The organism is Pseudomonas sp. FW305-70, assembly GCF_058783925.1.
Genome location: NZ_JBYSYZ010000016.1, coordinates 1 through 23,833, shown reverse-complemented (window position 1 = coordinate 23,833; position 23,833 = coordinate 1). Strand labels below are relative to the sequence as shown.

Genomic DNA, 23,833 nt, shown 5'->3' with positions numbered 1-23,833 from the left:
TGTCACAAAGTCTGAATGGGCAGTTCATAGAATCCAGACATACTTGCCACCCTGACCGACCGAGAAGCCTTATGCCCCGGCGCTTATTCAAACGTTACATGCCAGACCCGATGAGCATCAGGGAACACAAATCCTTACGCTTTCTCGGCACGCTGCTGCATGACCCGAACCTGTGGCACCTCAACCGCCACTCCGTGGCCCGCGCCATGGCGGTGGGTTTGTTCGCGGCGTTCCTGCCAATCCCGTTGCAGATGCTGCTGGCGGCAACCCTCGCCATTATCGTGCGCGGCAACATGCCGATCGCCGTGAGCCTGGTCTGGCTGACCAACCCGATCACCATGCCTGCCGTGTTCTTTTGCACCTACCAGACCGGCGCCTGGCTGATGGACGTCCCCACCCGGCAGTTGCCGGACGCACTGACCTGGGAATGGATCAGGGGAGAAATCTCGACCTTGTGGCAACCGTTTCTGTTGGGTTCGGTGGTGACGGGGCTGGCACTCGGCGCGCTGTCCTACTTCATGGTGATGGCGTATTGGCGCTGGTGGGTGGCCAGGCAATGGACGCGGCGCAAGAAGAGCCGGATGTGAAAATGCAAAACGGCCTCCACTGTGGGAGGCCGTTTTTTTTTGCGGTGTCTGGGCTGACGCCTTCGTCGGAACGCCGCCCGGAGCAAGCCCGCTCCCACACTGGATCTATGTAGCACTGAAGATCCCTGTGGGAGCGGGCTTGCTCGCGAAACAGACGACTCGGTATTTCTCAGGTCCGCATCCCGCGCCCGCTGACCAGCAACCGTGCACAGCCGAGATACAGCACCACGGTCGCCACCAGCATGAAGGTAATCGCAATACTGATCCGGATATCCGACACCCCGAGGATGCCGTAACGGAATGCGTTGACCATGTGCAGCACCGGGTTGGCCAGGGAAACGGTCTGCCAGAACGGTGGCAGCAAGGTGATCGAGTAGAAGACCCCGCCCAGGTAGGTCAGTGGCGTCAGCACGAAAGTCGGAATGATCGAAATATCATCGAAGTTGCGCGCAAACACGGCGTTGATGAAGCCCAGCAGCGAGAAGATGGTCGCCGTCAGCACCACCACCAGAATGGTCACGCCCAGGTGATGCACCTGCAAATGGGTGAAGAACAACGACAGCAGGGTCACGATGATCCCCACCATCAAGCCGCGCAGCACGCCGCCCAGGGTGTAGCCGATCAGGATGGTGTGCGGCGACAGTGGCGAGACCATCAGCTCTTCGATGGAACGCTGAAATTTGCTGCCGAAGAAACTCGACACCACGTTGCCGTAGGAGTTGGTGATCACCGACATCATGATCAGCCCCGGCACGATGTACTCCATGTAGGTGAAGCCACCCATGTCGCCGATTTGCCGACCGATCAGGTTACCGAAGATCACGAAGTACAGGACCATGGTGATGGCTGGCGGCAGCAGGGTCTGCGGCCAGATCCGGGTGAAACGCCGGACTTCACGGTAAACGATGGTGTTGAGGGCAATGAGGTTGGGGCGCAACTCGGAACTCATACCGCCACCTTCGACAGATTTTTCTCCACCAGGGACACGAACAACTCCTCGAGGCGATTGGTTTTGTTACGCAGGCTCAGCACTTCGATGTTCTGCTGCGCCAGCTGGGTGAACAGCGCGGTGATGCCCATGGACTTTTCCACCTGGACTTCCAGGGTGTGGCTGTCGATCAGCCGGGACGGGTAGCCGAGCAACTGAGGCGCGGCGGGCAGGTCGCCCTTGAGGTCCAGCAGAAAGGTTTCGACATGCAGTTGGCTGAGCAACTGACGCATGCTGGTGTTCTCGACGATGGTGCCGTGGTCGATGATGCCGATGTTGCGGCACAACTGCTCAGCCTCTTCCAGATAATGGGTGGTGAGGATGATGGTGATGCCTTTCTGGTTCAGCTCGGTGAGGAAGCTCCACATCGAGCGACGCAGCTCGATGTCCACCCCGGCAGTCGGTTCGTCGAGGATCAGCAGGCGCGGTTCATGAACCAGCGCGCGGGCGATCATCAGGCGACGCTTCATGCCGCCGGACAGTGAACGCGACGGCACGTCCTTCTTGTCCCACAGGCCCAGCTGGGTCAGGTACTGTTCGGCGCGTTCCTTGGCGATTTTCGCCGGGATGCCGTAGTAGCCGGCCTGGGTCACGACGATGTCGAAGGTCTTTTCGAACTGGTTGAAGTTGAACTCCTGAGGCACCACGCCAATGGAGCGCTTGAGCTGCGCAGGATTTTTGTCCAGGTCGTGACCGAAGATATTCACCGTGCCGCTGGTCTTGTTCACCAGGGTCGAGAGAATGCCGATGGTCGTGGATTTGCCGGCGCCGTTGGGGCCGAGCAAGGCGAAGAAGTCACCTTCGGCGACGTCCAGATCGATACCACTCAGGGCCTGGAAACCGTTGCCGTAGGTTTTGGTTAGCTGCCGGATGGACAGAGCGGAACTCATATCTGATTTACGCACCAAGAAGGGAAGAAAGGGATAAGTATGGGCGGCGGCGAACATTACAACCGCAACAACCTGGCACAATGGTGCTTGTCGCCGCCTCACAAGTACAGTCAAGCGTGTCGATAGTGAGTATTAAGTCAACGCGGTCATGACCGCCTTTTGATACGCCGGACGCTGTTTCAACCGCGCGTACCAGGCCTGCAGATGCGGTAGTGGCGCACGCTCGATCGGCATCTCGAACCAGGCATAAATGAAACTGCCCAGGGGAATATCACCCATGCCGATCTCGTCTCCGGACAGGTAGGGCTTGTTCACCAACGCCTGGTCGGCCATCGCCAGCAGCGTGTCGCATTCCTTGATCGCTGCCTTGATGGCGGGCCAGTCCTGCTGGTCTGCCGGGGTACGCAGCACACCCCAGAATACGGTACGGAACGGGCCGGCAAAGCTTGAGGTGGTCCAGTCCATCCATTTGTCGGCGCTGGCACGGGCTTGCAGATCCGCGGGGTACCAGGCCGTGTCGGCGGCATGGCGGGCCATCAGGTAACGCACGATGGCATTGGACTCCCACAACACGAAACCATCGTCCTCGATCACCGGCACCCGACCGTTGGGGTTCATCGCGCGGTACTCGGGCGTATCGACGACACCAAAGGCGCCACCGGCATCGATAGCCTCATAGGCCAGGCCCAGTTCTTCGGCGGCCCACAATGGCTTTCTCACATTCGACGAGTTTTTCCGACCCCAGATCTTCAGCATGACCGCCTCTTTTTCGCTAAGTGGGCAGGCAGCATACGCCGGATCAGGGGCGACTCAAATCGCTCTGCATGTCACCCAACAGCGGTGGCTGCTGCTCACCGAACAGGTGCGGATAGCATTTTTCCAGGTGTTCGAAAAAGAACCTTTCGGGGACGTCAGCGAACTGGCCGTGATCGACGAGGTACTCCATCAACTTCGCGCCATCGCGGTTGAAGGGATGAAAAACGCTGTCGTTGATCCCGTCGAATTCCAGCGGCGCCACATTGAACAGCTCGCAGAGTTTGCGGTTGAACGCCGGCGTCGCCTTGACCCAGCGACCCTGCAAAAAAAACTCGGTGTAGCCGTGCATGGCGAACATGTCGCTCTTGAGCAACTCAAGCAGCCGAGGCGTCGACAAATGATTGCGCACATCCGCCAGGCCGATCCGCGCGGGAATCCCACAATGCCGCGCGGCAGCTGCCAGCAATGTAGCCTTGGGCACGCAATAACTCTCCCCGGTCGCCAATGCATGACTGCCGCGCAGGGTCTGCGGATCGCGACTGAAGGTGTACGGGTTGTAGCGCACCGCTTCGCGCACGGCGTAATAGAGACTGATCGCCTGCTCAAGCGGATCGCGACTGGCACCACGGTGTTTTTCGGCGAACTCCACCACGGACGGATGGTCACTATCGATGAAGCGGCCGGGACTCAGGTACTCGTGCATGAGAATAATCTCCAGGGGAAGCCCCGAGTCTAACGAGAGCTTCAGCACAGAGATAACGACGTTTCGGCCAAACATGGGCGCTTTGCCGCTCGTTCAACGAGAGTTTTCCCCACGTGCGCGGCCCATCGGGCGCACGAAAATCATCCAGGGTCACCACCTGCCTGTTTTGCGGATGCCGTCTAAGCTCTGAGGGCTGGTTCGCCCTGGTTTCACGGAGGAATAAATATGCTGCTGTTGTGGATACTGGTTCTGCTGGTCGGTATTGCTTATCTGGCCCACCGCCGCATCGCCCCGCTACCCGCCCTGGTCATCGTGGCCGCCTATGTCGTGGCCATGGGCGCTTTCAGCCGCGCGCCGGGCTGGTTGCTGCTGGTTTTCTGGGTATTGATCGCTGCCATCGCCGCGCCCTTGCTGCTGCCCGACCTGCGTCGCAAATGGTTCAGCGCACCGATGTTCAACTGGTTCCAGAAAACCCTGCCGCCGATGTCGCAAACCGAACGCGATGCCATCGACGCCGGTACGGTGTGGTGGGACGGAGAGCTGTTCAGTGGCCGTCCGGACTGGAGCAAACTGCTGTCCTATCCCAAAGCGCAATTGAACGAAGAAGAACAGGCTTTCATCGACGGGCCGACCGAAACACTCTGCACCATGGTCAATGAATGGCAGCTCGGTCAAACCATGGACCTGCCGCCCGAAGCCTGGGCGTTCATCAAGGACAACGGCTTTTTCGCCCTGATCATCCCCAAGGAGTTTGGCGGCAAAGGCTTCTCTGCCTATGCCCACTCGCAAGTGGCGATGAAACTGGCGAGCCACAGCGGCGACCTCGCCTCCACCGTGATGGTCCCCAACTCCCTCGGCCCGGCCGAATTGTTGCTGCACTACGGCACCGACGAACAACGCAATCATTACCTGCCACGCCTGGCTCGCGGCGACGACATCCCGTGCTTTGCCCTGACCGGTCCGCTGGCCGGCTCCGACGCGGGCGGCATGCCGGACTCCGGGGTGATCTGCAAAGGTGAATGGGAAGGCCAGGAGGTTCTCGGCCTGCGCCTGAACTGGGAAAAGCGTTACATCACCCTCGGCCCGGTGGCTACCCTCCTCGGCCTGGCCTTCAAGGCCTATGACCCGGATCACCTGCTGGGCGACAAGGAAGACCTGGGCATCAGCCTGGCGCTGATTCCGACCGACACCAAAGGTGTCGAGATCGGCCGCCGGCATCTGCCATTGGGCGCCGCGTTCATGAATGGCCCGAACTCGGGCAAGGACGTGTTCGTCCCGCTGGAATTCCTCATCGGCGGCCAGGAAATGCTCGGCAAGGGCTGGATGATGCTGATGAATTGCCTGTCGGTGGGGCGTTCGATTTCCCTGCCGGCGGTGGGCACCGGCATGGCCAAGTTCACCAGCCTGGTGACGGGCCAATACGCGCAGGTTCGCGAGCAGTTCAATGTGCCGATTGCTTCGTTCGAAGGCATCCAGGAAGCCATGGCCCGCATTGGCGGCAATGCCTGGATGATGGACGCCGCCCGCATGCTGACCGCCAATGCGGTCGACCTGGGCGAGAAACCGTCGGTGCTGTCGGCGATTCTCAAATACCACCTGACCGAGCGCGGCCGCGACTGCATCAGCGATGCCATGGATGTGCACGGCGGCAAGGCAATCATCATGGGGCCGAACAATTACCTGGGCCGCAAATGGAACGGCGCGCCGATTTTTATCACGGTGGAAGGCGCGAACATTCTCTCGCGCAACCTGATGATCTTCGGTCAGGGCGCGATCCGCTGCCATCCCTTCGTGCTCAAGGAAATGGCCCTGGCCGGCCGTGAAGACAAGGATCAGGCGCTCAGGGAGTTCGATGATCTGCTGCTCAAGCACATCGGTTTTGCCGTGGGCAACGCCGCCAGTACGCTGGTGCTGAATCTCGGTTTCGGGCACCTGGAACACACCCCGGGCGACAAACTCAGCCAGGGTTACTTCCGCGCCCTCAATCGTCAGGCCGCTGCTTTTGCCCTGCTCGCCGACCTCAGCATGATGCTGCTGGGCGGCGCACTCAAACGCCGGGAACGCCTGTCCGCACGACTGGGTGACGTACTGAGCAACCTTTACCTGGCCTCTGCCGCACTCAAGCGCTATCACGATCTCGACACACCGCAGTACATGACGCCACTGGTGAGCTGGGCCATGGAAGAAAGCCTGGGGCAGGCTGAGCGCGCCATGGATGAACTGCTGAGCAACTTCCCGAACAAAGTCGTGGGCTGCCTGTTGCGGGTGATCGTGTTCCCGTTCGGCCGCCGGCACAAAGGACCGTCGGACAAACTCGCTGCCGAAGTCGCCGCCTTGATTGGTCGCGCCAAGGGCGACCCCGCCCTGGAGGAATTGCTCCTGGGTTGCTATCGCCCACAGGCGAGCGACGATCCGGTCGGCGCCTTGCAACACGCCTGCAACCTGCTGAGTGCCGCACAGCCGCTACAGAAAAAGCTGCATGTGGCACTCAAGAGCGGCCAGGTCAAACCGCTGGCCGGCGAGTCGCTGATCGATGCCGCGCTCGAGGCTGGCGTGTTGCAGCCGGTGGAAGCGCAAACCCTGCGTGAAGCCGAAGCGGCCCGGCGCAAGGTGATCGATGTCGATGACTTTGACCAAGAGGAATTGGCACTGGCCGGGGGAAAAGTCCGCTGATCCCTTCAAGCATGTAAAAACGGGCGCGGGCGCTTTATACTCCCGCGCCCGTTTTGCTCTTGAGGACTTATCTCGTGTCCAACATCGTTGCCGATCATCTCGTTTTACTCGACCACCTGCGCAGCATCCTGGTCGCCGTAGGTGAGGCCGAGCAGGTTCCCGACGAAAGCCATGCCTTGTTCCTCGAGCGCTTCGACGAGCTGCTGGCGTTACTGCCTGTCGACCCGATCGAAAGCCAGTACCTGGGCCAGGACATTCTGTGCCAGGTCATCACTCGCTATCCGCAAATCGCACACCTGGTGCCGCGCGACCTGCTGTGGTATTTCGCCGGTGACTGCCTGCATTACATGCCCGATGATGAAATCGACCTGTACCAGGCCCTGGAAGAGCGTCGCTTCGAAGCCGAACAGAACGACGAACCTTTCGACTGGAACCAGGAAAAGCAGCTGATGGCGTTGTCCAGCCAGGACAGCAAGCACTGATCTGCAAAAGATCGCAGCCTTCGGCAGCTCCTGCTTTGGATCGCCTGTTTCCTGTAGGAGCTGCCGAAGGCTGCGATCTTTTTTCTATCTTCAAAACAAGCCGTCACTCTCCGGCAGTTCATACTCCGATCGCGACCAGCCCGGACCATTCGACCGACCCGGCTTGCCCAGCGTCGGCTCCTTCGCCAGACATTCCACCAGGTAATCGATCAACACCCGTAGCTTGGGCGGCAGGTATCGGGTTGGCGAATGCAGCAACCAGGCGCCGCCGTGATAGGACGCCAGAAAGGTCCAGTCCGGCAGCACTTGCACCATCAACCCCTTCTCCAGGGCATGGCGCGCCGTGAAATACGGCAGGCTGCCAATGCCGATGTGCTGCAACACCGCGCCATAACGCACGCCGGTGTGATTGGCGGCATAGCGCCCGCGCACACCGACGGTTACCGTCTTGCCGCCTTTCTTGAATTTCCAGCGTGCGTCGCTGGGTGTTTCGCCCAGATAAATGCAACTGTGATTGAGCAAATCATGGGGATGAGTCGGCGTCCCGTGCTCAGCCAGATACTGTGGAGTGGCGCAGAGCATATGATCGATGGTCAGCAACTGCCGCCCCACCAGCCCCGCAGGCGGCCGGTCGGTGATGCGAATCGCCAGGTCGACATGATCGTCGATCAAATCGACCTGGCGGTCCTCAAGCAACAGCTCCACATCCACCTTGGGATAACGCCGCAAGAACTCCGGCATGTGCGGATGAATCACGATTCGGCCCACCGCTTTCGGCACGCTGATACGCACCCGCCCCTCGGGTTCATCCGTGAACTGACCACTGATTTCCATCACTGACCGCGCGGCATTGACCATTTCCTGGCACCGCTTGAACACCTCCTCGCCACCGTCGCTCAGTCGCAACTTGCGCGTGGTTCGTTGCAGCAACCGGGTGGCGAGCGCCTTCTCCAGGCGCGAAATGCTCCGACTGACCGCCGAGGGCGAAGAGCCCAACTGACGAGCTGCCTCGGAGAAACTGCCCGTCTCGACAACCTTGACGAAAATCGCCATTTCACCGAGCAGCGGCAGTGGAAGATTTATGCTCACAACGCAACAGTCCTTTGATGTTTGCCCGGATTATCACGTATTTACAGGCTTTCTATAATAGAAACTGATGACCAATACGAGCCTGGAATATGACGCTGCGCCTTTTTTTCCATAGTGATGAGCTCAAGGCCAACGTGGAAGTCCTGGAATGCACCCCCCACGAAAACGAGTTTGCCGTGGTCTTGCGCGCGACCCTGTTCCACCCCCAGGGCGGTGGACAGCCTTGCGACACTGGCTGGATCGGCGAAAGCCAGGTGCTGCGCGTGGTTCAGGATCCCGAGCGGATCATTCATTTTGTCGACCAGCCGGTAAAAACCGGGATGACGCCAATCCGCGTCGACGAACAACGCCGACTGTTCAACACGCGCATGCATTCGGCTGGCCATTTGATCGGCCACTTTGTACAAACCATGGGCTGGATGCCGATCAAGGCGCATCACTGGCCTGGTGAAGGCCGTGTGCAATTCAAGCCGGGCAATGGCGCGCAGGACGTCGAGGCCCAGGTCATTGAGCATGGCATCGGGCAGTGGATCGACCACGACCTGCCGCGCCTGACCTCACTGCGCGAAGGCGCCCGGGAAATCGGCTTCGGTGAACTGCCCGCCTACGGTTGTGGCGGTACCCATGTACGCAGTTTGAAGGATTTGGGTGCGGTCACCATCGCCTCCCTTTCGCAGAAAAAAGGCACGCTGTCGGTCCACTATCACGTGGACTGAGCACTGGGTGTTCGTGGGGGGGCGTGAAAGACGCCTGATTTTATCGATGCAAGCATTGCCCGGAACGCAAAAGGCCCGCCCAGTCAGATTGGCGGGCCTTTTTTTGCTTCAGTACACCTCGTCAACATCCGGCAACCGCACTGCGCTACGCCCCTGCCCGCCCGCCTGTCTCCAGCCTTTGCACCAATAGTTTTCCTTTAACTCATGGCACTTTGGCTTGATTGAACTAACGTCAAACAACAAGAAGTCATAACGGCTCGAATTTCCACGTTAGCTTCAGTGATCAGATAGCGGATTGGCAAAAGGAGTTACCTCACCATGATCCTGACAGGCGTTTTCCGGCTCTGTACCTGCATTGCCGATTACTTTCAGGGGAAACCAGGACAGCGGACAGCGCCGTCCATGGCCGCGAGTATCGCTCTTGCCAGCAGTCCGGTTCACCGGATCATTGAAAACCGTTTCAGCAAAGGTCGCTCGCTATCCAGCCAGATCAGCGAATTGCGCCCGCTCGTGTGTAGCACGCAAGGAATAACGCCAAGGCCATGGATAAGTGGTCTGGCGCATTGGGGGGATAGCCCGATCCCCGTGAAGTGATCCTAGACAGCGCAGTCTGTCCAAGATTGGCCTATTCAGTGAGGATGTACTTGATGAGCCTTCGTCCCGTGCCCGCTTTCAAGCGAATTTTCCATGGCCTGCTCTGGATGGGCCTCAGCGTAGAAGCGGCTCAGGCCGCGCCGGCCAATTGTCCGCAACTGGACAATTGGCCAACAACGTACGAGGTCGGTCAGGGACTGCAGAATGAACTGCGCAGCCCCGTTCCGGTAACGCAACTGGCGGTGGGTGATCCGAAAGTTGCCGACGTGCAACCCAGCGGCAGCAACGCGTTCATACTCACGGGCATTGCGCCGGGGACCACCAGCCTGATGGTCTGGACCGCCTGTTCGAAAACACCGCGCCAAGCCATGGTGTTCGTCAAGGGCAGGGCCACGTCGGCGCTGACCAGCGTGCCGTCGGTGCCTTCCGACGACCCGTTGCTGCCAAGCCAGGTGCAGACCGATATCCGCTTCGTTGAAGTCAGCCGGACCAAACTCAAGGAAGCCTCCGCCTCGATTTTCGGCGTCCGCGGCAACTGGCTGTTCGGCGCGCCGAGAACCTTGCCCAGCATTGGCGGCATTGTCACGCCGTCGATACCGGTGAGAAACGACCAGTTCAACCTCACGTTTGCTACCGGCAGTACCCTGGTGGCGCTCAACGCGCTGGAGGGCAGCGGTTTCGCCTACACCCTGGCGCGGCCAAGCCTGGTAGCGCTCAGCGGGCAGAGTGCGAGCTTCCTGGCCGGCGGTGAGATTCCGATTCCGGTGCCCAGTTCAGGCAGCGACAACATTTTCATCGAGTACAAGGAGTTCGGTATCCGCCTGACCCTGACGCCGACCATCGTCGGGAAAAACCGTATCGCGCTGAAGGTGGCGCCGGAAGTCAGTGAACTGGACTTCACCAACGCCGTGAGCATCGCCGGCACGGTAGTCCCGGCCCTGACCGTTCGCCGTACCGATACCAGCATCTCCCTGGCCGACGGCGAAAGCTTCGTCATCAGCGGCCTGATCAGCTCCCACAACGATTCCCAGGTGAACAAGTTTCCGGGGCTGGGCGATATCCCGGTTCTGGGCGCGTTTTTCCGCGACAACACCATCAACCGTGAAGAGCGCGAGCTGCTGATGATCGTCACTCCGCATCTGGTCCAGCCACTGGCTGCCAATGCACAACTGCCGTCATTGCCTGGTGAGCAGCTGCGCAATTACGACCCGAACTTCTACCGCATGTTCTTCCTGGAAAATGGCGACTTCGACAGTCTCAGCGGGCTCTCGCAATGAACCGAAGCCTGAACCGGACTGACCTCGCGCTCACTCGTAACGGTGACTTTGAACGCTTGCCGGGCCGGCTGTACTGCCATTGGCCAGGCGTTCAAGGGGTTGTAGCCAGAGGACCTTCGATGAAAGCAATCATTGCAATAACGGCGACATTAATGCTCGCAGGTTGTGCCAGCAATGGCCTGTCTTCGCGACCGGCCAGCTGTGCCAAACCCGGTTCGGAGCAAGAACTGGCCCTGAACCTGGCCGACAACATGGCCGAAGAAGGCCGTTTATATGCCAGCCTGGCGAATCTGGAAGGATTGCCCGACAACCTGGTCCAGGTTCGCCTGCGCAAGGCTCGGGTACTGCGCCTGATGGGGCGTAGCGGCGACGCGCAGCCGTTGTACGAAAGCTTGCTCGGCACCTGCCTGGCGGCTGAAGGGGAACATGGCCTGGGCCAGTTGGCCGCTGCCAGAAATGATAACGCCAGCGCAGCCACTCACCTTGAGCGTGCGGTGAAGATGGCCCCCACCGACGACAGAATGCGCAATGACCTGGGGGTCGTCTACCTCAATCAGCGACGGATCCCTGAAGCACGCTTTGAGTTCATGACCGCCATGGAGCTCAAGCAGGCGAACACACTGGCGGCACTCAACATGGTGACGTTGCTGATCTACCAGGATAACTGGAAGGCGGCCGCCGAACTCGTGACCCGCGCCGACTTGAACCCCAAGCAAGTCGTAGAGGCTCAAACCCGCGCGGAAAAACTCAAGGCCTCCGCCAAAAAAGTGGTGGCTACCGATGGGAATCGCAGAACTGAGGTAGCCGATGCCTCTTCCAGTGCGAACAAGTAGAACGTACGAGGAGTCGAGATGAAGACCAAAAGGCTGTTGATCGGGTGCATGGCTTGCCTGTCCACCACTGTCTGGGCCATTGAACCGGGCCCTTCTTCGCCGTATCAACAAGGCACCGAACAGTGGTTGCAGCTGCAGATTCGCGGTGTGGTTGCCTCCCCTCACCTGCAAACCGCCTCGGCCACCGAACGTGACCTGGCCATGCAGCGCTGGCTCAATAGCTTCAACTTCCCGATTCCGGAATTTTTTGACCAGGATGCAGCGGGAGAAATGACCATCGGCAACTGAGGCGTGTCGATGGGTGATCAGCCTCTGGCGTAGTCCAGAGTAGCCTGGCTGCAAAGCCGGGCTTGATTTCGTGTGCAGGAAAGCAGTGGCATCTACACATTATCCAATCCTTACCGAATTACCCCCGAAGCTGCCGCAGGCTGCGATCTTCTGAATTTAAGGCCTAGGCAACGAATTGCCTGCCAGAAAAATCAAAAGATCGCAGCCTGCGGGGGATGTGTAGATCAAGTGCAGATCAGGCTCGGGTGGCGAGGCCATCGCGCTCGACAGCCTCCGGCTGTTTTACCTCACCCGAATGCTTTGAGTACCCCGATCAAGGCAGGGCCGATAGCGACCAGAAAGAAGCTCGGCCATAGACAGAAAATCAGTGGAAATATCAGCTTGGTACCGATTTTCGCCCCCATCTCTTCGGCGGCCTGCGTACGCCGGTCACGGAACTCTTCGGCATAGATGCGCAAGGTGTCGGCCACGCTGGTACCAAAACGGATACTCTGCGCCAATAGGTTGACCAGACCTTGTACGTCATCCAGGCCAGTGCGCACAGCCAGTTGCTTGAGCGCCGCGGTACTCGAAATGCCCGCACGGATTTGTGCATTGACCAGGGCCAGTTCTTCGGCCAGTTCGACCTGACTGACCGACATCTCCTCAGCCACCCGTTCGATGGTCGTGGGCAAGGCCAGGCCCGACTCCACGCACACCACCATCAGATCCAGCGCATCCGGGAAGGCGGCACGCAGCCGGCCTTGTCGCTTCTGTTTGCGCTTGGCGACATACAGCGCTGGCACCAACCATCCGATACCGGCCACCAAGACCACCAACAGCAGCCCCATGATCAGCGAAACCTTGGGAATCATCGGCAACAGCAATAAGGCGATACCGATCAATAACAGCGGCAACATCAAGCGTATCGCCCAGTACATCTGCACCGCCGACGAGGAGCGGTATCCCGCATGCATCAACAGGGTCTGGGTGACGGACGTCTGAGCCGATTCAGTCGAAGCAAAGCGCTGGCCGACCCGCTCCAGCAACAGTTGCAGGTTACCCGGAGCTTCCTGGCCGGTCGCGTTGCCTAAATGACCACGCTTGATCAGCGCCAGACGACGCTGCACGGGATCCTGAAGCCCCATCATCAGCAGGATCACGGCAACAACCGCAAGTACCGTACTCAAACCGATCGCGCCAAGGAACAACAGGCGCGCCAACTCCTGGTTCTCCGTGACCCGACTGAACAACCCGAGTAAAAAATCCATGACCTGTACCTCTCGGTAGCGAATACCGCTTAAACCTGAATCCGGATAATTTTGCGAATCCAGAAAATCCCGACCAACATTGCACCAAAAGCCCAAAGTATAAGCTTATGGCCCACAGGATCATTGAGCAGCAACGGCATGTATTTAGGGGTAGTGAACAAAATCACAGCCGCCAGTACAAAGGGAATGGCCACCAGTATCCAGGCCGACATCCGCCCTTCGGCCGACAGGGTTTTGACCTTGCGCTGAAAGCGGAAGCGCCCGCGGATCAGCAGACTCAGACGCTCCAGCACCTCGGTCAGATTACCGCCAGTCTCGCGATGGATAAGGAGCGAGGTCACCAGCATCATCACCGTCATGCTTGGCATCCTCTCCAGCAGACCGAGCATGGCCCGGCGTACATCATTGCCATAGTTGATATCGGAGAAAGTCAAGCCGAACTCATGAGCCACCGGCCCCTTGTGTTCCTCGGCCACCAGACGCAGGGTTTCATTGAATGGGTGCCCGGCGCGCAGAGCGCGGCACATGGCATCCAGCGCATCCGGCAGGCCTTCCTCGAACGCCGCGAAACGCTTGGCGCGGTCGCGAGAGATTTTCAGTATGGGTATCCAGAAGACTGCAAAGCCCACCATCAGCGCCATCCACCAGACTGACGAGACCATCCAGATCAGGATACCCGCCCAGACACCCAGCACCAGCCCGAGCAGCAATACCCGATAGGCCCGGAATTCGTGCCCCGACTGCTCAATCATTTGCGTCAATGTGTCCATAAAGGGCAACTGCTCAAGCCTGGCCTCCAATGGCGACAAACGCGTCAGGTACTTCTGCCTCAATACCGTTTGCATGTTGGGCTGATTGTTGGCTTTCTCCAGTACATGCAAGCGGCCGCGGATGCGCTTGCGCATCTTGCCGGCCTCGCCAAACACTGGTACAGCCACGCTCTGGGACAGGAGGAAGACGGCGATAAACACCATGCCGAGGAACATCAGAATGAATTCACCGGGAATCTGGTTCATGACTGCCGCGCCTCCATCCACTCAGGCCTGAACATCGTCAGCGGCAACTCGATGCCGCGCTTGGCCAGCACATCACGGAAGGCGGGAATCATGCCGCTGGGTCGATAATCACCCAGCACTTCGCCGTTTTCGCCCATACCATGGCGCGCGAAAGAGAAGATTTCGGTCATGGTAATGATCTCGCCTTCCATGCCGTTGATTTCCTGCACGCTGACCAGACGACGCTTGCCGTCCTCCTGGCGTTCCAGCTGGATCACCACATCAATGGCCGAAGCGATCTGTTGGCGCATGGCCTTGATCGGAAAGGTCGCCCCGGTCATCGACACCATGTTCTCGACCCGCCCCAACGCATCGCGCGCGGTGTTGGCGTGGATCGTGGTCAGCGAGCCGTCGTGGCCGGTGTTCATCGCCGTCAGCATGTCCAGTGCCTCGACGCCGCGCACTTCGCCGATCACGATGCGGTCCGGGCGCATCCGCAGGCTGTTGCGCACCAACTCCCGCTGGCTCACCTCGCCGCGCCCCTCGATGTTCGAAGGCCGGGTTTCCAGGCGCACCACGTGGGGCTGTTGCAGTTGCAGCTCGGCCGAATCCTCGATGGTGACGATCCGCTCGTTGTGCGGAATGAAACTGGACAGGACATTGAGCATGGTGGTCTTGCCGCTGCCGGTACCACCGGAAATCAGCACGTTCAAGCGCCCACGCACTATCGCCTTGAGCAGCAGGGCAATGGCCGGGGTCAATGTACCCACCTGGATCAGGCTGTCGGTATTGAGCAGGTCCACCGCAAAACGCCGGATCGACATGCTCGGGCCGTCGATGGCCAGCGGCGGGATAATCGCGTTGACCCGCGAACCGTCCTTGAGCCGGGCGTCCACCAGCGGCGAGGACTCGTCGATACGCCGGCCCAGGCTGGAAACGATGCGGTCAATGATGTTCAGCAAATGCTGGTCATCGCGAAAGCGCACATCGGTGCGTTGCAACTTGCCGAAGCGCTCGACATACACTGAGTCATGCCGGTTGACCAAAATGTCGGACACACTGTGATCGGCCAGCAGCGGTTCCAGAGGACCCAGACCGAGCACCTCGTCGGTGATCTGCTTGATGATCAACTGGCGGCTGGAAGTACTCACCGGTGCCGAGTGTTCATCGAGCAGACGCTGGCAAATATCGCGAATCTGCCGCGCGGCCTCTGCCTGTTCAAGGGAGTCCAGCAAGGACAGGTCCATGACCTTGAGCAACTGTTGGTAGATCTTTTCTCGCCACTCGGCTTCCACCGGGGTGACCTGGCTTTTGGTTTCGTAAAGAACGTCCGGGATTGCATGCTCCCAAGCCATCAATTCGTCTGCCGGATCCGGCAGATCGTCACCCGGCTGGTTGGCCGGCGATGGGCCGGGTTTACCGGACTGTTTACGCAAGCGGTTACGAAAGTCGCTGATCATGGGTCACCCCCCGAAAAAACGGTTGAAGGCGCGTTTGAACACGCCTTTTTTTCCAGCCATCTGATTGCCGACCAGGTCATCGGCCACGTTGCGCAGGGCAGCGGTGATCGCCGCCTTCGGAGCATGCAGCTCCAACGGCACGCCAGTGTTCTGGCTCTGGCTGACCAGGTTGAAGTCGTTGGGTAATTTCGACAGGTTCGTGCAGCGCAGCGCCTCGCCGATATCCTTGAGGCTGACCGCTGCCGACTTGTCATAGCGGTTGACCACGATCTGCAATTGATCCCCACGCACACCCAGGTCTTCGCGAAGAATCCGCACCAGGGAGCTGGCATCGCGCAGATGGCTGACGCTCTGCTGCACCACCACGTACACCCGATCGACCTGTTCCAGTACGGAGCCGGTGAGGTGGTCGATTTGCCGTGGCAGATCGATCACTACCCAGTCATAACTGGCGCGGGCCAACTGCATCAGGGTGTCAAGTTGCTCAGGCTGGGCATCCTGCGGCAGACACAGCTCACCGGCCCGTCCACCCAGCACATGCAAAGTCGGGCTGAAGTGGCTGCAAAAACCCCGTAGCGCAACACTGTCCATGCCGTCGATCTGATGCAACACCTCAAGATGGCTGTGGGTTTGCGCCACATCCAGGTAATGCGTCACGCTTCCAAATTGCAGGTCCATGTCCAGCAACAGGGTACTGCCACCCTTCATGCTCAGCTGCTGAGCCAGGTTGCAAGCCAGCATGGTGCCGCCCGATCCGCCCTTGGCGCTGATCACGGCGAGCAATTTCCCCTCTGTCCCGCTGCCGGTCCGAACCTCCATAACCAGCCGATTCAAGGCGGCGACCAGTTCCGTCTCGGCGACGGGCTCGGGCAGCACGTCACGGGCGCCGGCCTGCATCGCCAGGCGCATGCCTTCCTGTTCACTCAGCAGTCCGCACACCAGCATCGGCGGACGCTCATGGGCCGGGCGCTGCAACAGTGCCGCCAGCTCCTCGCGCCACAGATGGCTGACGCGCAACAGCAACAGATCGGGCATCCGGTCCAGACCGTAGAGCGGGTCGACATGCCCGTTGCTCACCAGCCGAGTGCTCACCTCCAGGCTGGGCATGCGTTGGCAGACGCCTTGCAGGTCGCGCAACGACGTGGCATCACGGCTGCTGATCAGCAACCGTAGCCCGGCTTTGCCGGTCGAGGTAGAGGCTGGAGTTTCCTTGGTATTCAGCATGGCGTGATCTCCCCGGAATCGGAATGACGCCCGAGGCTTTCACGTGGCAACGTTGCCCTGAATGCAGGCAGCGTAAAGGGCACACCGAACCCGGGAATGAACAGATTGAAAACAAAATTTTGCAGGCTCAACCGGACATAGCGGATGGCACGAAAACCATTGACGCTGACCAGGTCAGCGGGGTTGGCCACTTGAGCACCATTGACGTCCAGATAGGTCAGCGTCAGGTGGGTGGTGGCCAGATTGCCGATCAGCTGGCTCGTACCTGCGTCAGTCGCGGCATTGAAGATCGCCCGCCGCAACACCACCGGATCGCTGATATTGCACACCGCCGCCAAGCGAGTACCACGGCGCACAGCTTCATCCAGCGCATTGACCGTGAAGTACAGGCGACCCATTTCCACTACGCCGAACAACAGTGTGAACACCAGCAGACCAACGATGGCGAACTCCACCGTATAGGTGCCGCGCATGTGTTTGCGATTCATCACAGTGCCCTCATCACGGTAGTGGCGACCAGCGGAATGCCCAGTGCAATCTGATTACCAAAAAAACCGGGAAGCGATCCGGCGCAATTGCCAGCGCCAATCACCGGGCAGAACGTGTAAGTGATGGTGACCCGCACATGGTCGGTGCCCACTGCGGCGACGACCACGTTGCCAGTCGTCAGCCCTGACAACACTGCGGTGCCGGTATTGGCCGGCACGCCATATACCGCAACATTTTTCGTCTGGGTCAGTAGCGTATTGCTCAGAGCGACCGCGCCAAGGGTCGAGTCCCAGGCCTGACTGGCGACGAAACGGTCGGCATCGCGGCTGGCCTGCAGCAGCACGTTGTACTGATAGAACATGCGACCGAACTCGCCGAAGCCCAGCATCAGCAACAGCAACACCGGCAGGACGAGGGTGAATTCCACCATGGCCAGGCCTTGCTGGCACTGCCGATGTTTAAATCCATAAAGTCTCATGACGCCCCCTACGAGTCAGTGCTCGGAGTACCGCTGCCGGTGAGATAGGTTTTGTACAACTGAATGATCTGCGGGCCGGAATCGGTTGACGGCGAGGGGCCGGCTACGTTGTCGCCTTCACACTCCTTCACGAACTGGCCGAAGATCTCAGCTTCCCCGCCGCCGCCATCCATGGGCTGCACCACGAAATAACAGCCAAAACCGAGGACGGGGATCGAGGTTGAACCACTATTTTTTCCTGCGCAGTTGCCCACCACGATTTTCAGCATCCGGCGCTCGAACACCCCATTGCTCTGACAGCCACTGCCCCCCGCCACACATGCGGCAACGCTCGCACGCCAGTCGTTGTAGTCCAGTATCGGGTTGCCGCCTGCCGTGAGATTGCCATTGCTCGAGGTAACGGTTTGCCCCTGGTACTTCGGGCCTGTACCGTCGTCAGTGATGGCGGGATTACTGGACGTGGTCACCAGGTCCGGCGGATAGGCCGAGGCACTGACCGGGCCGTTGTAGATGCCGAAGCGCGTATTCAGGCCTTGAGACGCAGGGCCGACCTTGTTGCCAGGTTCGGTCGTGACGTTGTCTCCCACATTGCGGCAGACCTTGCCGCCTCCGGCCATCTCCTCCCTGACAGCATTGCCGCCCGAGCCAAAATCGAGCAACTGAAAATTGCCTGGACCAATGGGCGACTTATTGCCGGAAGCCGTCTTCAATACATTTAAATCGCCAAACTGGAAGCCCCAGAACATACCGGCGCCCGGGTTGTATTGAGCCGGGTTACCACAGACCATCAAAGGCGCGAGATCGCAGGGGCTGGTAGGGCTGGGACCTGCGGTGGCGATCGCCGCCACCGCCTTGTTCCCCACGACGCCTATTGACTGGGCGAAGTTCCAGAAAAACTCCGTCAGGCCATAACTCGATACCGATACCCGAACGTACTTGGCATCCGTCGGCCCAGGATAAGAGAACGGGCCATAGACGCTGCTTGCCAGTTCCACCACTGCAAATGCACTGGCGTTGCCGCCTATCGCCGTGGCCAATTCGTTGTTGCCTGTGGCATTAGCATTCTGTATCAGCGTATTGAGCGCTGCGGTTTGCGTCGTACTGGCACCGGTGATGCCCCCCCCCACCTGACTCAGGGTTTTGGCGCCACTCAGGGCGGCGGCGTCCACCGCATTCTGCAGACGTGTTTTGTTCAGCATCATATGCCCGCCGTCCAGAGCCAACGCCGCCATCATGGCCATCGCCGCCAACGCGATCACCATCAATGCACTCACCGATCCTTCCTGGCGCCTTGGCGTCGAAGTGAACGGCCGCTGAATACGAAGATTCATCATCAAGCCCTCGATTGCCGATACTGATCCGGATCGGCTCCGCCAATAACGTGGTACCCAGGCAGCTGCGCAAAGTCAGCGAATGTTGACTACTTTGGCTTCAGTCCCGCGGATAACGGTGATACCCGCCCCCTCGCCGCTGCGCTGTACCACGCGCTTTGGCGCCGCGACGGTGGCCACGGCCATGGCCGGCGCAGCAGGTGCTGCTGGTGCAACGGTCGCAGTTTTCTTCTCGAGATTCAGTGGGTTACGCAGCGCCAGTTGCAACTTGCCTTCCGTCTGCGCCGTGACCAGAGCTTCAGCCTCTGCGGCCGTCATCTCCAGCGTCACTGCACGCACCACCACCGGTTGGGTTTTGTCGGTACCTGCAGTCTGGTCCACCGCCAACACCCGTAAATTCTCGAGGATGGTCTTGGACACAGCGTTATTGCCAGCATTCTCCGTGCGTTTGGTCGCCAATACATCGACCCGGTTTCCCGGCAACAGGAATCCACCCACGCCGACCACATCGTCCACACGTACCGATATGGCGCGTTTGTCAGGCGCAATCAAAGAAGCCAGGGTGCTCCCCCCCAGGTGCTCACTCAGACGCGCGCCTCGCACAATGTCGCCCCTGAGAATGTCGAACGTTGCGATCTTGCCCACGGCTTTTTCGCTGGCATCAAAGGCATCGTCCGGGATCGTATCCATGGGCATGCGTACGGTCGTGACCTGCTGGGCCTCGACCATCTGCCCGAATGGAATCTCCACCGTGGCGACCACCACGTTTCGAAGGTGGTCATCCGGGCTGGCATTGAGCCGCGCGCTCAGCCAGGAGTCGGCCATCCATGCAGCCCCAAGGCCCATGACCAGGGAAACGCCTATCAGGGTAAGCGTACGAGAGCTCATGTCAGTATCTCCGTATCAAAGAAAGTCGAGCTGGACGAAGTAGTTGTGCCAGGCCCATTCCAACTCTTTCGGTGACAGTGGTCCGGAACCGCCTATATAACGCTGGCGATCGAGTGCCATGTTCAGGAGATCGCGGGGATGGCAGGGCACCAGAGGCATGCCTTCACTTGCATAAAGCCTTTGCAGCACATAACGCACCAGCAGCGGGTCATAGGAAATGCCCAGACGCTCGCTTTCCTGTCGCCAGATCTTTTCGTACTGCTCGGGCTTCAGGTAACCGAACTGCAGCTTGTAGCCAATCCGGCGAAGGAAGGCCTCATCGGCCAGCTCCAGAGGATTGAGGTTGGTGGAAAACACCAGAATCAGATCGAATGGCAGCTCGCAATGCCGACCACCACCCAGGTTAAGGAAATCGCGTTTCTCTTCCATCGGAACGATCCAGCGATTGAACAGCTCGGCAGGTGCCATGCGCTGGCGCCCCATGTCGTCGATGATGAACAGGCCATTGCTGGCCTTGAGCTGCAAGGCGGCCTGGTACTGACGGGTGAAGGGGTCATAGCGAACGTCCAGTTGCTCCATGCTCAACTCACCGCCCGTGATGACGATCGGGCGTTTGCAGCACAGCAGTCGACGGTCGATCCCTTCGTTGAGCATCAGACTGTTCTGCTGAGCGTTGTCATCGAGCCGCTGATGCACCTGCGGGTCATAGATCTCGATCACCGCCTCGTTGATGACGATGGCATGGGGGATCCAGATGGCCTCGGCGAACAGACGGATCAGCCGACTGCTGACATAAGTCTTGCCGGTACCCGCGGGGCCATAAATCATGATTGCGCGCCCGGAGTTCATCGCCACACCCAGTTGATCGAGCATCTCCTCCGTGAGCACAACGCCAGCAAGGGCATGGCGCATATCGTTGGCGTTGATGCGACCATGGTGAATGGTCTGTAGCTTGATCAGGGAGCGGTAGGTACTCACCGGGAACGGTGCCGCACCGATATAGCCACTGCGCGACAGGGCATCACGGGCGGCACTGCGACCACGTTCGGTCAGGCCATAACGCAACATCTGCCCGCCGGTTTGACTCGCCTGGCCGAGCACTTCGACACGGCCATCCTTGCGCAGAAACGCCAGGACCTCTTCAAGTACCGCGCCGGTCAGCGCCAGGCGATCCACCAGCCGCGACATGTCCAGCACCCCGGCATCAAACAAATGCTTGCACACCAACTCACCGAGAAAACTGTCCGTCAGGCCAGTTTCGCGGACAGTGCAGGGCTGAGGAGCCAGGCGTTGCACCGCTCCCCGATCGCTGGGGTAGGCATCACTTTCGACGATGACGTGCATGACTAGCCTCCTGGGCTATGGGCCGATCTGCAGCCAATAGCCACTGGCCAGGGTTCCGAGCAAAATTGCAACGGAGTATGGGAAAGGCTTTCCAGCCACTTCATCTACCGCCGGAGCCAAGTAGGTTCGTGCCCTTAATATCAACCCGTAGCGCGCTAAGGTTTGCAGCAGCTGGCCACGAAAAAGGATGATCAAAAAACCGCACAAACCACCGGCCGCCAGACTGAAAAGCGCCGTCCACAACGCGTCAAGCGGTGTAAAAAAACATCCAACCATGGCCATCAACTTGACGTCCCCGGCGGCCATACCGCCTAGGGCGTACAAGGGTAGAAACACTGCAAAGCCGATCAGCATGGCCAGCGCAGCATTACCAAGCCCCTCAACTCCACTGGCGTAAGCCTGACTGGTCAAACCCAAAACAAGTCCTAAAAGAACCAGCAGGTTGGGGATGCGGTGGCGACGAAGGTCGCTCACCACCGCAATACCTAGCAGCCCTAACAGAACAATTGATGTAAACATCTGCTCAATAGGCATCGCTGCATCTCTCACTAGGAATAGACTTATACGCACGCCCCACCGGGGACCATACAAGTAGCTAGCCTACCGAGCTGGGTGGTAATGGCGGTGCCCAAGGTGGTAAAAGCAGTGACAACCGCCAGGGTTATTAGCCCACCCGCCACCGCGTATTCCACAATGGTCAGACCATCTTCGTCCTTGACGAACTTCACTAGCGAAGCCTTGATCGTTTGCATGATCATTTTGCCCACCTCACTTGAATGTTTTCTGCTGCATCTCTCACAGGGAATAGACTTACACGCACGCCCCACCGGGGACCATACAAGTAGCTAGCCTACCGAGCTGGGTGGTGATAGCGGTGCCCAAGGTGGTAAAAGCAGTGACAACCGCCAGGGTTATTAGTCCACCCGCCACCGCGTATTCCACAATGGTCAGACCATCTTCGTCTTTGACGAACTTCACTACCGATGCCTTGATTGTTTGCATGATCATTTTGCCCACCTCACTCGAATGTTGTTTTTTCTGAGGCAGTACTTTCTGCGCTGCCTGATGCAACACTAGTCAGGAGCAAGGCATAGGCGTTAGGAGGATTTTGCGCATCGCTAGGACTTTTTTGCGGGGTGGCCAACTACGCAGCTTTGGCCTTTACAGAAGTAACGGAGGGGGTAAACAAGGCATTGAAACGCAAAGGCATTTGCCATTGATTCACAAGCGACAGGCGGCTCGACCCGGTTTTTTCGAAGACACCCAAGCAAATAATCGCCCGGAGCTGCCTTCCAGATAACCCATAGAGCGAATAGAACTAAAAATCGTCTTTTCTATCAGGATTTAATCTGCAAATTGATGGCACATTGGTAATACTGGCAAAGAGAGTCACTAGAACCTCAAGAGTAGAGACATGACGTCCATTTTGACCAAAAGGCCATCGCTCCTGTGGTTCGATCTGACTCATGATCGGTCCACGAAAGAACTCGTCACGCAGTTCGAGGACGCCTGCGACTGCAAACTGGCAAAAAACTCCGTGCTGCCCGTCAGGGAACAGGCAGACATGATCTGCGTCCATTTCGATCGCCCCGACACTCCAGGTTTGAAGCTACTGCTGGAGATCAAACGCACCACCCCCAGCATCCCGATCACCATGTTCACCGTGCAGCACTCGGAGGAACTGGCTGTATGGGCCATGCGCTCCAGCGTCTGGGAATACATGGTGCTCCCGCTCTCGACCACCGAGAAGAAGCGTTACCTGACGGCGGTGGTGCAGCTCTGCGAGCTGCGCCGAAATGCCAACGGCCAGGGCAAGTCATCGCAAATCGACCACTCTCCGACCCTGCCGGACAGCATCCGGCGGACCTCAGGACACCAAAAACACCAGGCGCTGAGCAATGTCATGCTGTACATCGAACAGCACTTTCGAGACAGCATCGATCAGAGGGAGTTGGCGCAGCGTTGCGGCATGACAACATTTCGCTTCAGCCGCCTGTTCAAGGAAGCCAATGGGCTTGGTTTCACGGATTACATCCTGGACAAGCGCATGAACTTCGCCAAAGATCTGCTCGACAATAGCCAGATGCCGATTACCAGCATCGGCTATGAGGCCGGTTTCAAGGATCCTTCCTACTTCGCCCGTGCCTTCAAACAGTTCGCAAACTGCACACCCAGCGAATACCGCCTGGCACGCCAACTCAAAGCGGCCGCAGCTGCGCAACAGGTGCAGGATGAGAAAACCACTGAAGCGCTCGAAAGCCTGGTACAAAGCCTCAGCGGTTGATCCGGTTTTTTAAGCGCAAACAAAAACGCCGCTCAATGAGCGGCGTTTTCGTTAAATATGGAGCGGGAAACGAGACTCGAACTCGCGACCCCGACCTTGGCAAGGTCGTGCTCTACCAACTGAGCTATTCCCGCAAATGGCGTCCCCTAGGGGACTCGAACCCCTGTTACCGCCGTGAAAGGGCGGTGTCCTAGGCCACTAGACGAAGGGGACA

The 23,833-nt window shown here is 59.0% G+C and carries 25 protein-coding genes and 2 tRNA genes; 8 read left to right on the top strand and 19 right to left on the bottom strand.

The annotated features are described in order from the left end of the window. Nucleotides 1–71 precede the first annotated feature (71 nt). A complete protein-coding gene (locus AC3WN7_RS14500) occupies nt 72–587 on the top strand; it encodes a DUF2062 domain-containing protein (protein ID WP_095963744.1) in 516 nt (171 codons plus the stop codon). A gap of 169 nt (nt 588–756) precedes the next feature. Here AC3WN7_RS14500 and AC3WN7_RS14495 read toward each other — a convergent pair whose 3' ends face one another. From AC3WN7_RS14495 to AC3WN7_RS14480, 4 genes are all read right to left on the bottom strand, one after another. After that, nucleotides 757–1,536, bottom strand: coding sequence for an ABC transporter permease (locus tag AC3WN7_RS14495; RefSeq protein ID WP_015096399.1), 780 nt, complete (start codon nt 1,534–1,536; stop codon nt 757–759). Further along, a complete protein-coding gene (locus AC3WN7_RS14490; protein ID WP_095963743.1) occupies nt 1,533–2,465 on the bottom strand; it encodes an ABC transporter ATP-binding protein in 933 nt (310 codons plus the stop codon). The genes AC3WN7_RS14495 and AC3WN7_RS14490 overlap by 4 nt, the downstream gene beginning before the upstream one ends. Before the next feature lie 132 nt (nt 2,466–2,597). After that, nucleotides 2,598–3,221, bottom strand: a complete 624-nt coding sequence (locus tag AC3WN7_RS14485; protein WP_102673882.1) for a glutathione S-transferase family protein — start codon at nt 3,219–3,221, stop codon at nt 2,598–2,600. A gap of 43 nt (nt 3,222–3,264) precedes the next feature. Then, nucleotides 3,265–3,924 (bottom strand): transglutaminase-like domain-containing protein, encoded by a 660-nt coding sequence (locus AC3WN7_RS14480; RefSeq protein ID WP_102673883.1) that lies wholly within the window; start codon nt 3,922–3,924, stop codon nt 3,265–3,267. Nucleotides 3,925–4,149: 225 nt separating this feature from the next. Between AC3WN7_RS14480 and AC3WN7_RS14475 the strand changes: the two genes are divergently transcribed. Beyond that, complete coding sequence (locus tag AC3WN7_RS14475; RefSeq protein WP_102673884.1) at nt 4,150–6,597, top strand: acyl-CoA dehydrogenase; 2,448 nt, start codon at nt 4,150–4,152, stop codon at nt 6,595–6,597. A gap of 74 nt (nt 6,598–6,671) precedes the next feature. Continuing rightward, nucleotides 6,672–7,079 carry a PA2817 family protein gene (locus tag AC3WN7_RS14470; RefSeq protein ID WP_102673885.1) on the top strand — a complete coding sequence of 136 codons (408 nt, stop codon included), beginning with the start codon at nt 6,672–6,674 and terminating at the stop codon, nt 7,077–7,079. Between the two features lie 90 nt (nt 7,080–7,169). Here AC3WN7_RS14470 and AC3WN7_RS14465 read toward each other — a convergent pair whose 3' ends face one another. Further along, nucleotides 7,170–8,168: a LysR family transcriptional regulator gene (locus tag AC3WN7_RS14465; protein WP_102673886.1), complete on the bottom strand. Its 999-nt coding sequence runs from the start codon at nt 8,166–8,168 to the stop codon at nt 7,170–7,172. Nucleotides 8,169–8,257: 89 nt separating this feature from the next. Between AC3WN7_RS14465 and AC3WN7_RS14460 the strand changes: the two genes are divergently transcribed. The 4 genes from AC3WN7_RS14460 (at nt 8,258) to AC3WN7_RS14445 (ending at nt 11,876) form a co-directional block, all read left to right on the top strand. Next, a complete protein-coding gene (locus tag AC3WN7_RS14460) occupies nt 8,258–8,884 on the top strand; it encodes a hypothetical protein (protein WP_095963738.1) in 627 nt (208 codons plus the stop codon). 647 nt (nt 8,885–9,531) lie between these two features. Beyond that, nucleotides 9,532–10,755 carry a type II and III secretion system protein family protein gene (locus AC3WN7_RS14455; RefSeq protein WP_095963736.1) on the top strand — a complete coding sequence of 408 codons (1,224 nt, stop codon included), beginning with the start codon at nt 9,532–9,534 and terminating at the stop codon, nt 10,753–10,755. A gap of 119 nt (nt 10,756–10,874) precedes the next feature. Further along, nucleotides 10,875–11,588, top strand: a complete 714-nt coding sequence (locus tag AC3WN7_RS14450) for a tetratricopeptide repeat protein (RefSeq protein WP_102673888.1) — start codon at nt 10,875–10,877, stop codon at nt 11,586–11,588. A gap of 18 nt (nt 11,589–11,606) precedes the next feature. Next, nucleotides 11,607–11,876, top strand: coding sequence for a DUF3613 domain-containing protein (locus AC3WN7_RS14445; RefSeq protein ID WP_102673889.1), 270 nt, complete (start codon nt 11,607–11,609; stop codon nt 11,874–11,876). A gap of 287 nt (nt 11,877–12,163) precedes the next feature. On the opposite strand, the gene AC3WN7_RS14440 is transcribed toward AC3WN7_RS14445, so the two are convergent. The 12 genes from AC3WN7_RS14440 to AC3WN7_RS14385 all read right to left on the bottom strand — a co-directional run bounded on the left by AC3WN7_RS14440 (nt 12,164) and on the right by AC3WN7_RS14385 (nt 22,343). Continuing rightward, nucleotides 12,164–13,126 carry a type II secretion system F family protein gene (locus tag AC3WN7_RS14440; protein WP_095963733.1) on the bottom strand — a complete coding sequence of 321 codons (963 nt, stop codon included), beginning with the start codon at nt 13,124–13,126 and terminating at the stop codon, nt 12,164–12,166. Between the two features lie 29 nt (nt 13,127–13,155). After that, a complete protein-coding gene (locus tag AC3WN7_RS14435; protein ID WP_095963732.1) occupies nt 13,156–14,142 on the bottom strand; it encodes a type II secretion system F family protein in 987 nt (328 codons plus the stop codon). Beyond that, nucleotides 14,139–15,581: a TadA family conjugal transfer-associated ATPase gene (locus tag AC3WN7_RS14430; protein ID WP_095963731.1), complete on the bottom strand. Its 1,443-nt coding sequence runs from the start codon at nt 15,579–15,581 to the stop codon at nt 14,139–14,141. The genes AC3WN7_RS14435 and AC3WN7_RS14430 overlap by 4 nt, the downstream gene beginning before the upstream one ends. Before the next feature lie 3 nt (nt 15,582–15,584). Further along, nucleotides 15,585–16,805 carry an AAA family ATPase gene (locus AC3WN7_RS14425; RefSeq protein ID WP_095963730.1) on the bottom strand — a complete coding sequence of 407 codons (1,221 nt, stop codon included), beginning with the start codon at nt 16,803–16,805 and terminating at the stop codon, nt 15,585–15,587. Then, entirely contained in the window at nt 16,799–17,293 is a 495-nt protein-coding gene (locus AC3WN7_RS14420; RefSeq protein WP_102673890.1) for a TadE/TadG family type IV pilus assembly protein, read from the bottom strand. Before AC3WN7_RS14420 ends, AC3WN7_RS14425 begins: the two co-directional genes overlap by 7 nt. Then, nucleotides 17,293–17,772, bottom strand: a complete 480-nt coding sequence (locus tag AC3WN7_RS14415; protein WP_102673891.1) for a TadE/TadG family type IV pilus assembly protein — start codon at nt 17,770–17,772, stop codon at nt 17,293–17,295. The genes AC3WN7_RS14420 and AC3WN7_RS14415 overlap by 1 nt, the downstream gene beginning before the upstream one ends. A gap of 8 nt (nt 17,773–17,780) precedes the next feature. Continuing rightward, the gene (locus tag AC3WN7_RS14410; protein ID WP_102673892.1) at nt 17,781–19,106 is read right to left on the bottom strand and encodes a Tad domain-containing protein; all 1,326 of its coding nucleotides are present in this window, start codon (nt 19,104–19,106) and stop codon (nt 17,781–17,783) included. 72 nt (nt 19,107–19,178) lie between these two features. Next, nucleotides 19,179–19,991, bottom strand: coding sequence for a Flp pilus assembly protein CpaB (gene cpaB / locus AC3WN7_RS14405; RefSeq protein WP_095963726.1), 813 nt, complete (start codon nt 19,989–19,991; stop codon nt 19,179–19,181). A gap of 15 nt (nt 19,992–20,006) precedes the next feature. Next, nucleotides 20,007–21,335 carry a DUF8689 domain-containing protein gene (locus AC3WN7_RS14400; protein WP_102673893.1) on the bottom strand — a complete coding sequence of 443 codons (1,329 nt, stop codon included), beginning with the start codon at nt 21,333–21,335 and terminating at the stop codon, nt 20,007–20,009. A 15-nt stretch (nt 21,336–21,350) separates the two neighbouring features. Further along, nucleotides 21,351–21,869 carry an A24 family peptidase gene (locus AC3WN7_RS14395; RefSeq protein ID WP_095963724.1) on the bottom strand — a complete coding sequence of 173 codons (519 nt, stop codon included), beginning with the start codon at nt 21,867–21,869 and terminating at the stop codon, nt 21,351–21,353. A gap of 26 nt (nt 21,870–21,895) precedes the next feature. After that, complete coding sequence (locus AC3WN7_RS14390) at nt 21,896–22,093, bottom strand: Flp family type IVb pilin (protein ID WP_095963723.1); 198 nt, start codon at nt 22,091–22,093, stop codon at nt 21,896–21,898. A 52-nt stretch (nt 22,094–22,145) separates the two neighbouring features. Continuing rightward, a complete protein-coding gene (locus AC3WN7_RS14385; protein ID WP_102673894.1) occupies nt 22,146–22,343 on the bottom strand; it encodes a Flp family type IVb pilin in 198 nt (65 codons plus the stop codon). A 406-nt stretch (nt 22,344–22,749) separates the two neighbouring features. On the opposite strand from AC3WN7_RS14385, the gene AC3WN7_RS14380 reads away from it, so the two are divergent. Next, nucleotides 22,750–23,619, top strand: coding sequence for an AraC family transcriptional regulator (locus AC3WN7_RS14380; protein ID WP_102673895.1), 870 nt, complete (start codon nt 22,750–22,752; stop codon nt 23,617–23,619). Between the two features lie 58 nt (nt 23,620–23,677). Here AC3WN7_RS14380 and AC3WN7_RS14375 read toward each other — a convergent pair. Then, a tRNA-Gly gene (locus AC3WN7_RS14375) sits at nt 23,678–23,753 on the bottom strand. Between the two features lie 3 nt (nt 23,754–23,756). Further along, nucleotides 23,757–23,832 (bottom strand) — tRNA-Glu (locus tag AC3WN7_RS14370). Nucleotide 23,833: the final 1 nt, after the last annotated feature.

Excerpts from the sequence above, each read along its gene's own strand:
- AC3WN7_RS14500 (WP_095963744.1), top strand. The coding sequence starts at position 72 with ATGCCCCGGCGCTTATTCAAACGTTACATGCCAGACCCGATGAGCATC.
- AC3WN7_RS14495 (WP_015096399.1), bottom strand. The coding sequence starts at position 1,536 with ATGAGTTCCGAGTTGCGCCCCAACCTCATTGCCCTCAACACCATCGTT.
- AC3WN7_RS14490 (WP_095963743.1), bottom strand. The coding sequence starts at position 2,465 with ATGAGTTCCGCTCTGTCCATCCGGCAGCTAACCAAAACCTACGGCAAC.
- AC3WN7_RS14485 (WP_102673882.1), bottom strand. The coding sequence starts at position 3,221 with ATGCTGAAGATCTGGGGTCGGAAAAACTCGTCGAATGTGAGAAAGCCA.
- AC3WN7_RS14480 (WP_102673883.1), bottom strand. The coding sequence starts at position 3,924 with ATGCACGAGTACCTGAGTCCCGGCCGCTTCATCGATAGTGACCATCCG.
- AC3WN7_RS14475 (WP_102673884.1), top strand. The coding sequence starts at position 4,150 with ATGCTGCTGTTGTGGATACTGGTTCTGCTGGTCGGTATTGCTTATCTG.
- AC3WN7_RS14460 (WP_095963738.1), top strand. The coding sequence starts at position 8,258 with ATGACGCTGCGCCTTTTTTTCCATAGTGATGAGCTCAAGGCCAACGTG.
- AC3WN7_RS14455 (WP_095963736.1), top strand. The coding sequence starts at position 9,532 with ATGAGCCTTCGTCCCGTGCCCGCTTTCAAGCGAATTTTCCATGGCCTG.
- AC3WN7_RS14450 (WP_102673888.1), top strand. The coding sequence starts at position 10,875 with ATGAAAGCAATCATTGCAATAACGGCGACATTAATGCTCGCAGGTTGT.
- AC3WN7_RS14445 (WP_102673889.1), top strand. The coding sequence starts at position 11,607 with ATGAAGACCAAAAGGCTGTTGATCGGGTGCATGGCTTGCCTGTCCACC.
- AC3WN7_RS14440 (WP_095963733.1), bottom strand. The coding sequence starts at position 13,126 with ATGGATTTTTTACTCGGGTTGTTCAGTCGGGTCACGGAGAACCAGGAG.
- AC3WN7_RS14435 (WP_095963732.1), bottom strand. The coding sequence starts at position 14,142 with ATGAACCAGATTCCCGGTGAATTCATTCTGATGTTCCTCGGCATGGTG.
- AC3WN7_RS14430 (WP_095963731.1), bottom strand. The coding sequence starts at position 15,581 with ATGATCAGCGACTTTCGTAACCGCTTGCGTAAACAGTCCGGTAAACCC.
- AC3WN7_RS14425 (WP_095963730.1), bottom strand. The coding sequence starts at position 16,805 with ATGCTGAATACCAAGGAAACTCCAGCCTCTACCTCGACCGGCAAAGCC.
- AC3WN7_RS14420 (WP_102673890.1), bottom strand. The coding sequence starts at position 17,293 with ATGAATCGCAAACACATGCGCGGCACCTATACGGTGGAGTTCGCCATC.
- AC3WN7_RS14415 (WP_102673891.1), bottom strand. The coding sequence starts at position 17,772 with ATGAGACTTTATGGATTTAAACATCGGCAGTGCCAGCAAGGCCTGGCC.
- AC3WN7_RS14410 (WP_102673892.1), bottom strand. The coding sequence starts at position 19,106 with ATGATGAATCTTCGTATTCAGCGGCCGTTCACTTCGACGCCAAGGCGC.
- cpaB (WP_095963726.1), bottom strand. The coding sequence starts at position 19,991 with ATGAGCTCTCGTACGCTTACCCTGATAGGCGTTTCCCTGGTCATGGGC.
- AC3WN7_RS14400 (WP_102673893.1), bottom strand. The coding sequence starts at position 21,335 with ATGCACGTCATCGTCGAAAGTGATGCCTACCCCAGCGATCGGGGAGCG.
- AC3WN7_RS14395 (WP_095963724.1), bottom strand. The coding sequence starts at position 21,869 with ATGCCTATTGAGCAGATGTTTACATCAATTGTTCTGTTAGGGCTGCTA.
- AC3WN7_RS14390 (WP_095963723.1), bottom strand. The coding sequence starts at position 22,093 with ATGATCATGCAAACGATCAAGGCTTCGCTAGTGAAGTTCGTCAAGGAC.
- AC3WN7_RS14385 (WP_102673894.1), bottom strand. The coding sequence starts at position 22,343 with ATGATCATGCAAACAATCAAGGCATCGGTAGTGAAGTTCGTCAAAGAC.
- AC3WN7_RS14380 (WP_102673895.1), top strand. The coding sequence starts at position 22,750 with ATGACGTCCATTTTGACCAAAAGGCCATCGCTCCTGTGGTTCGATCTG.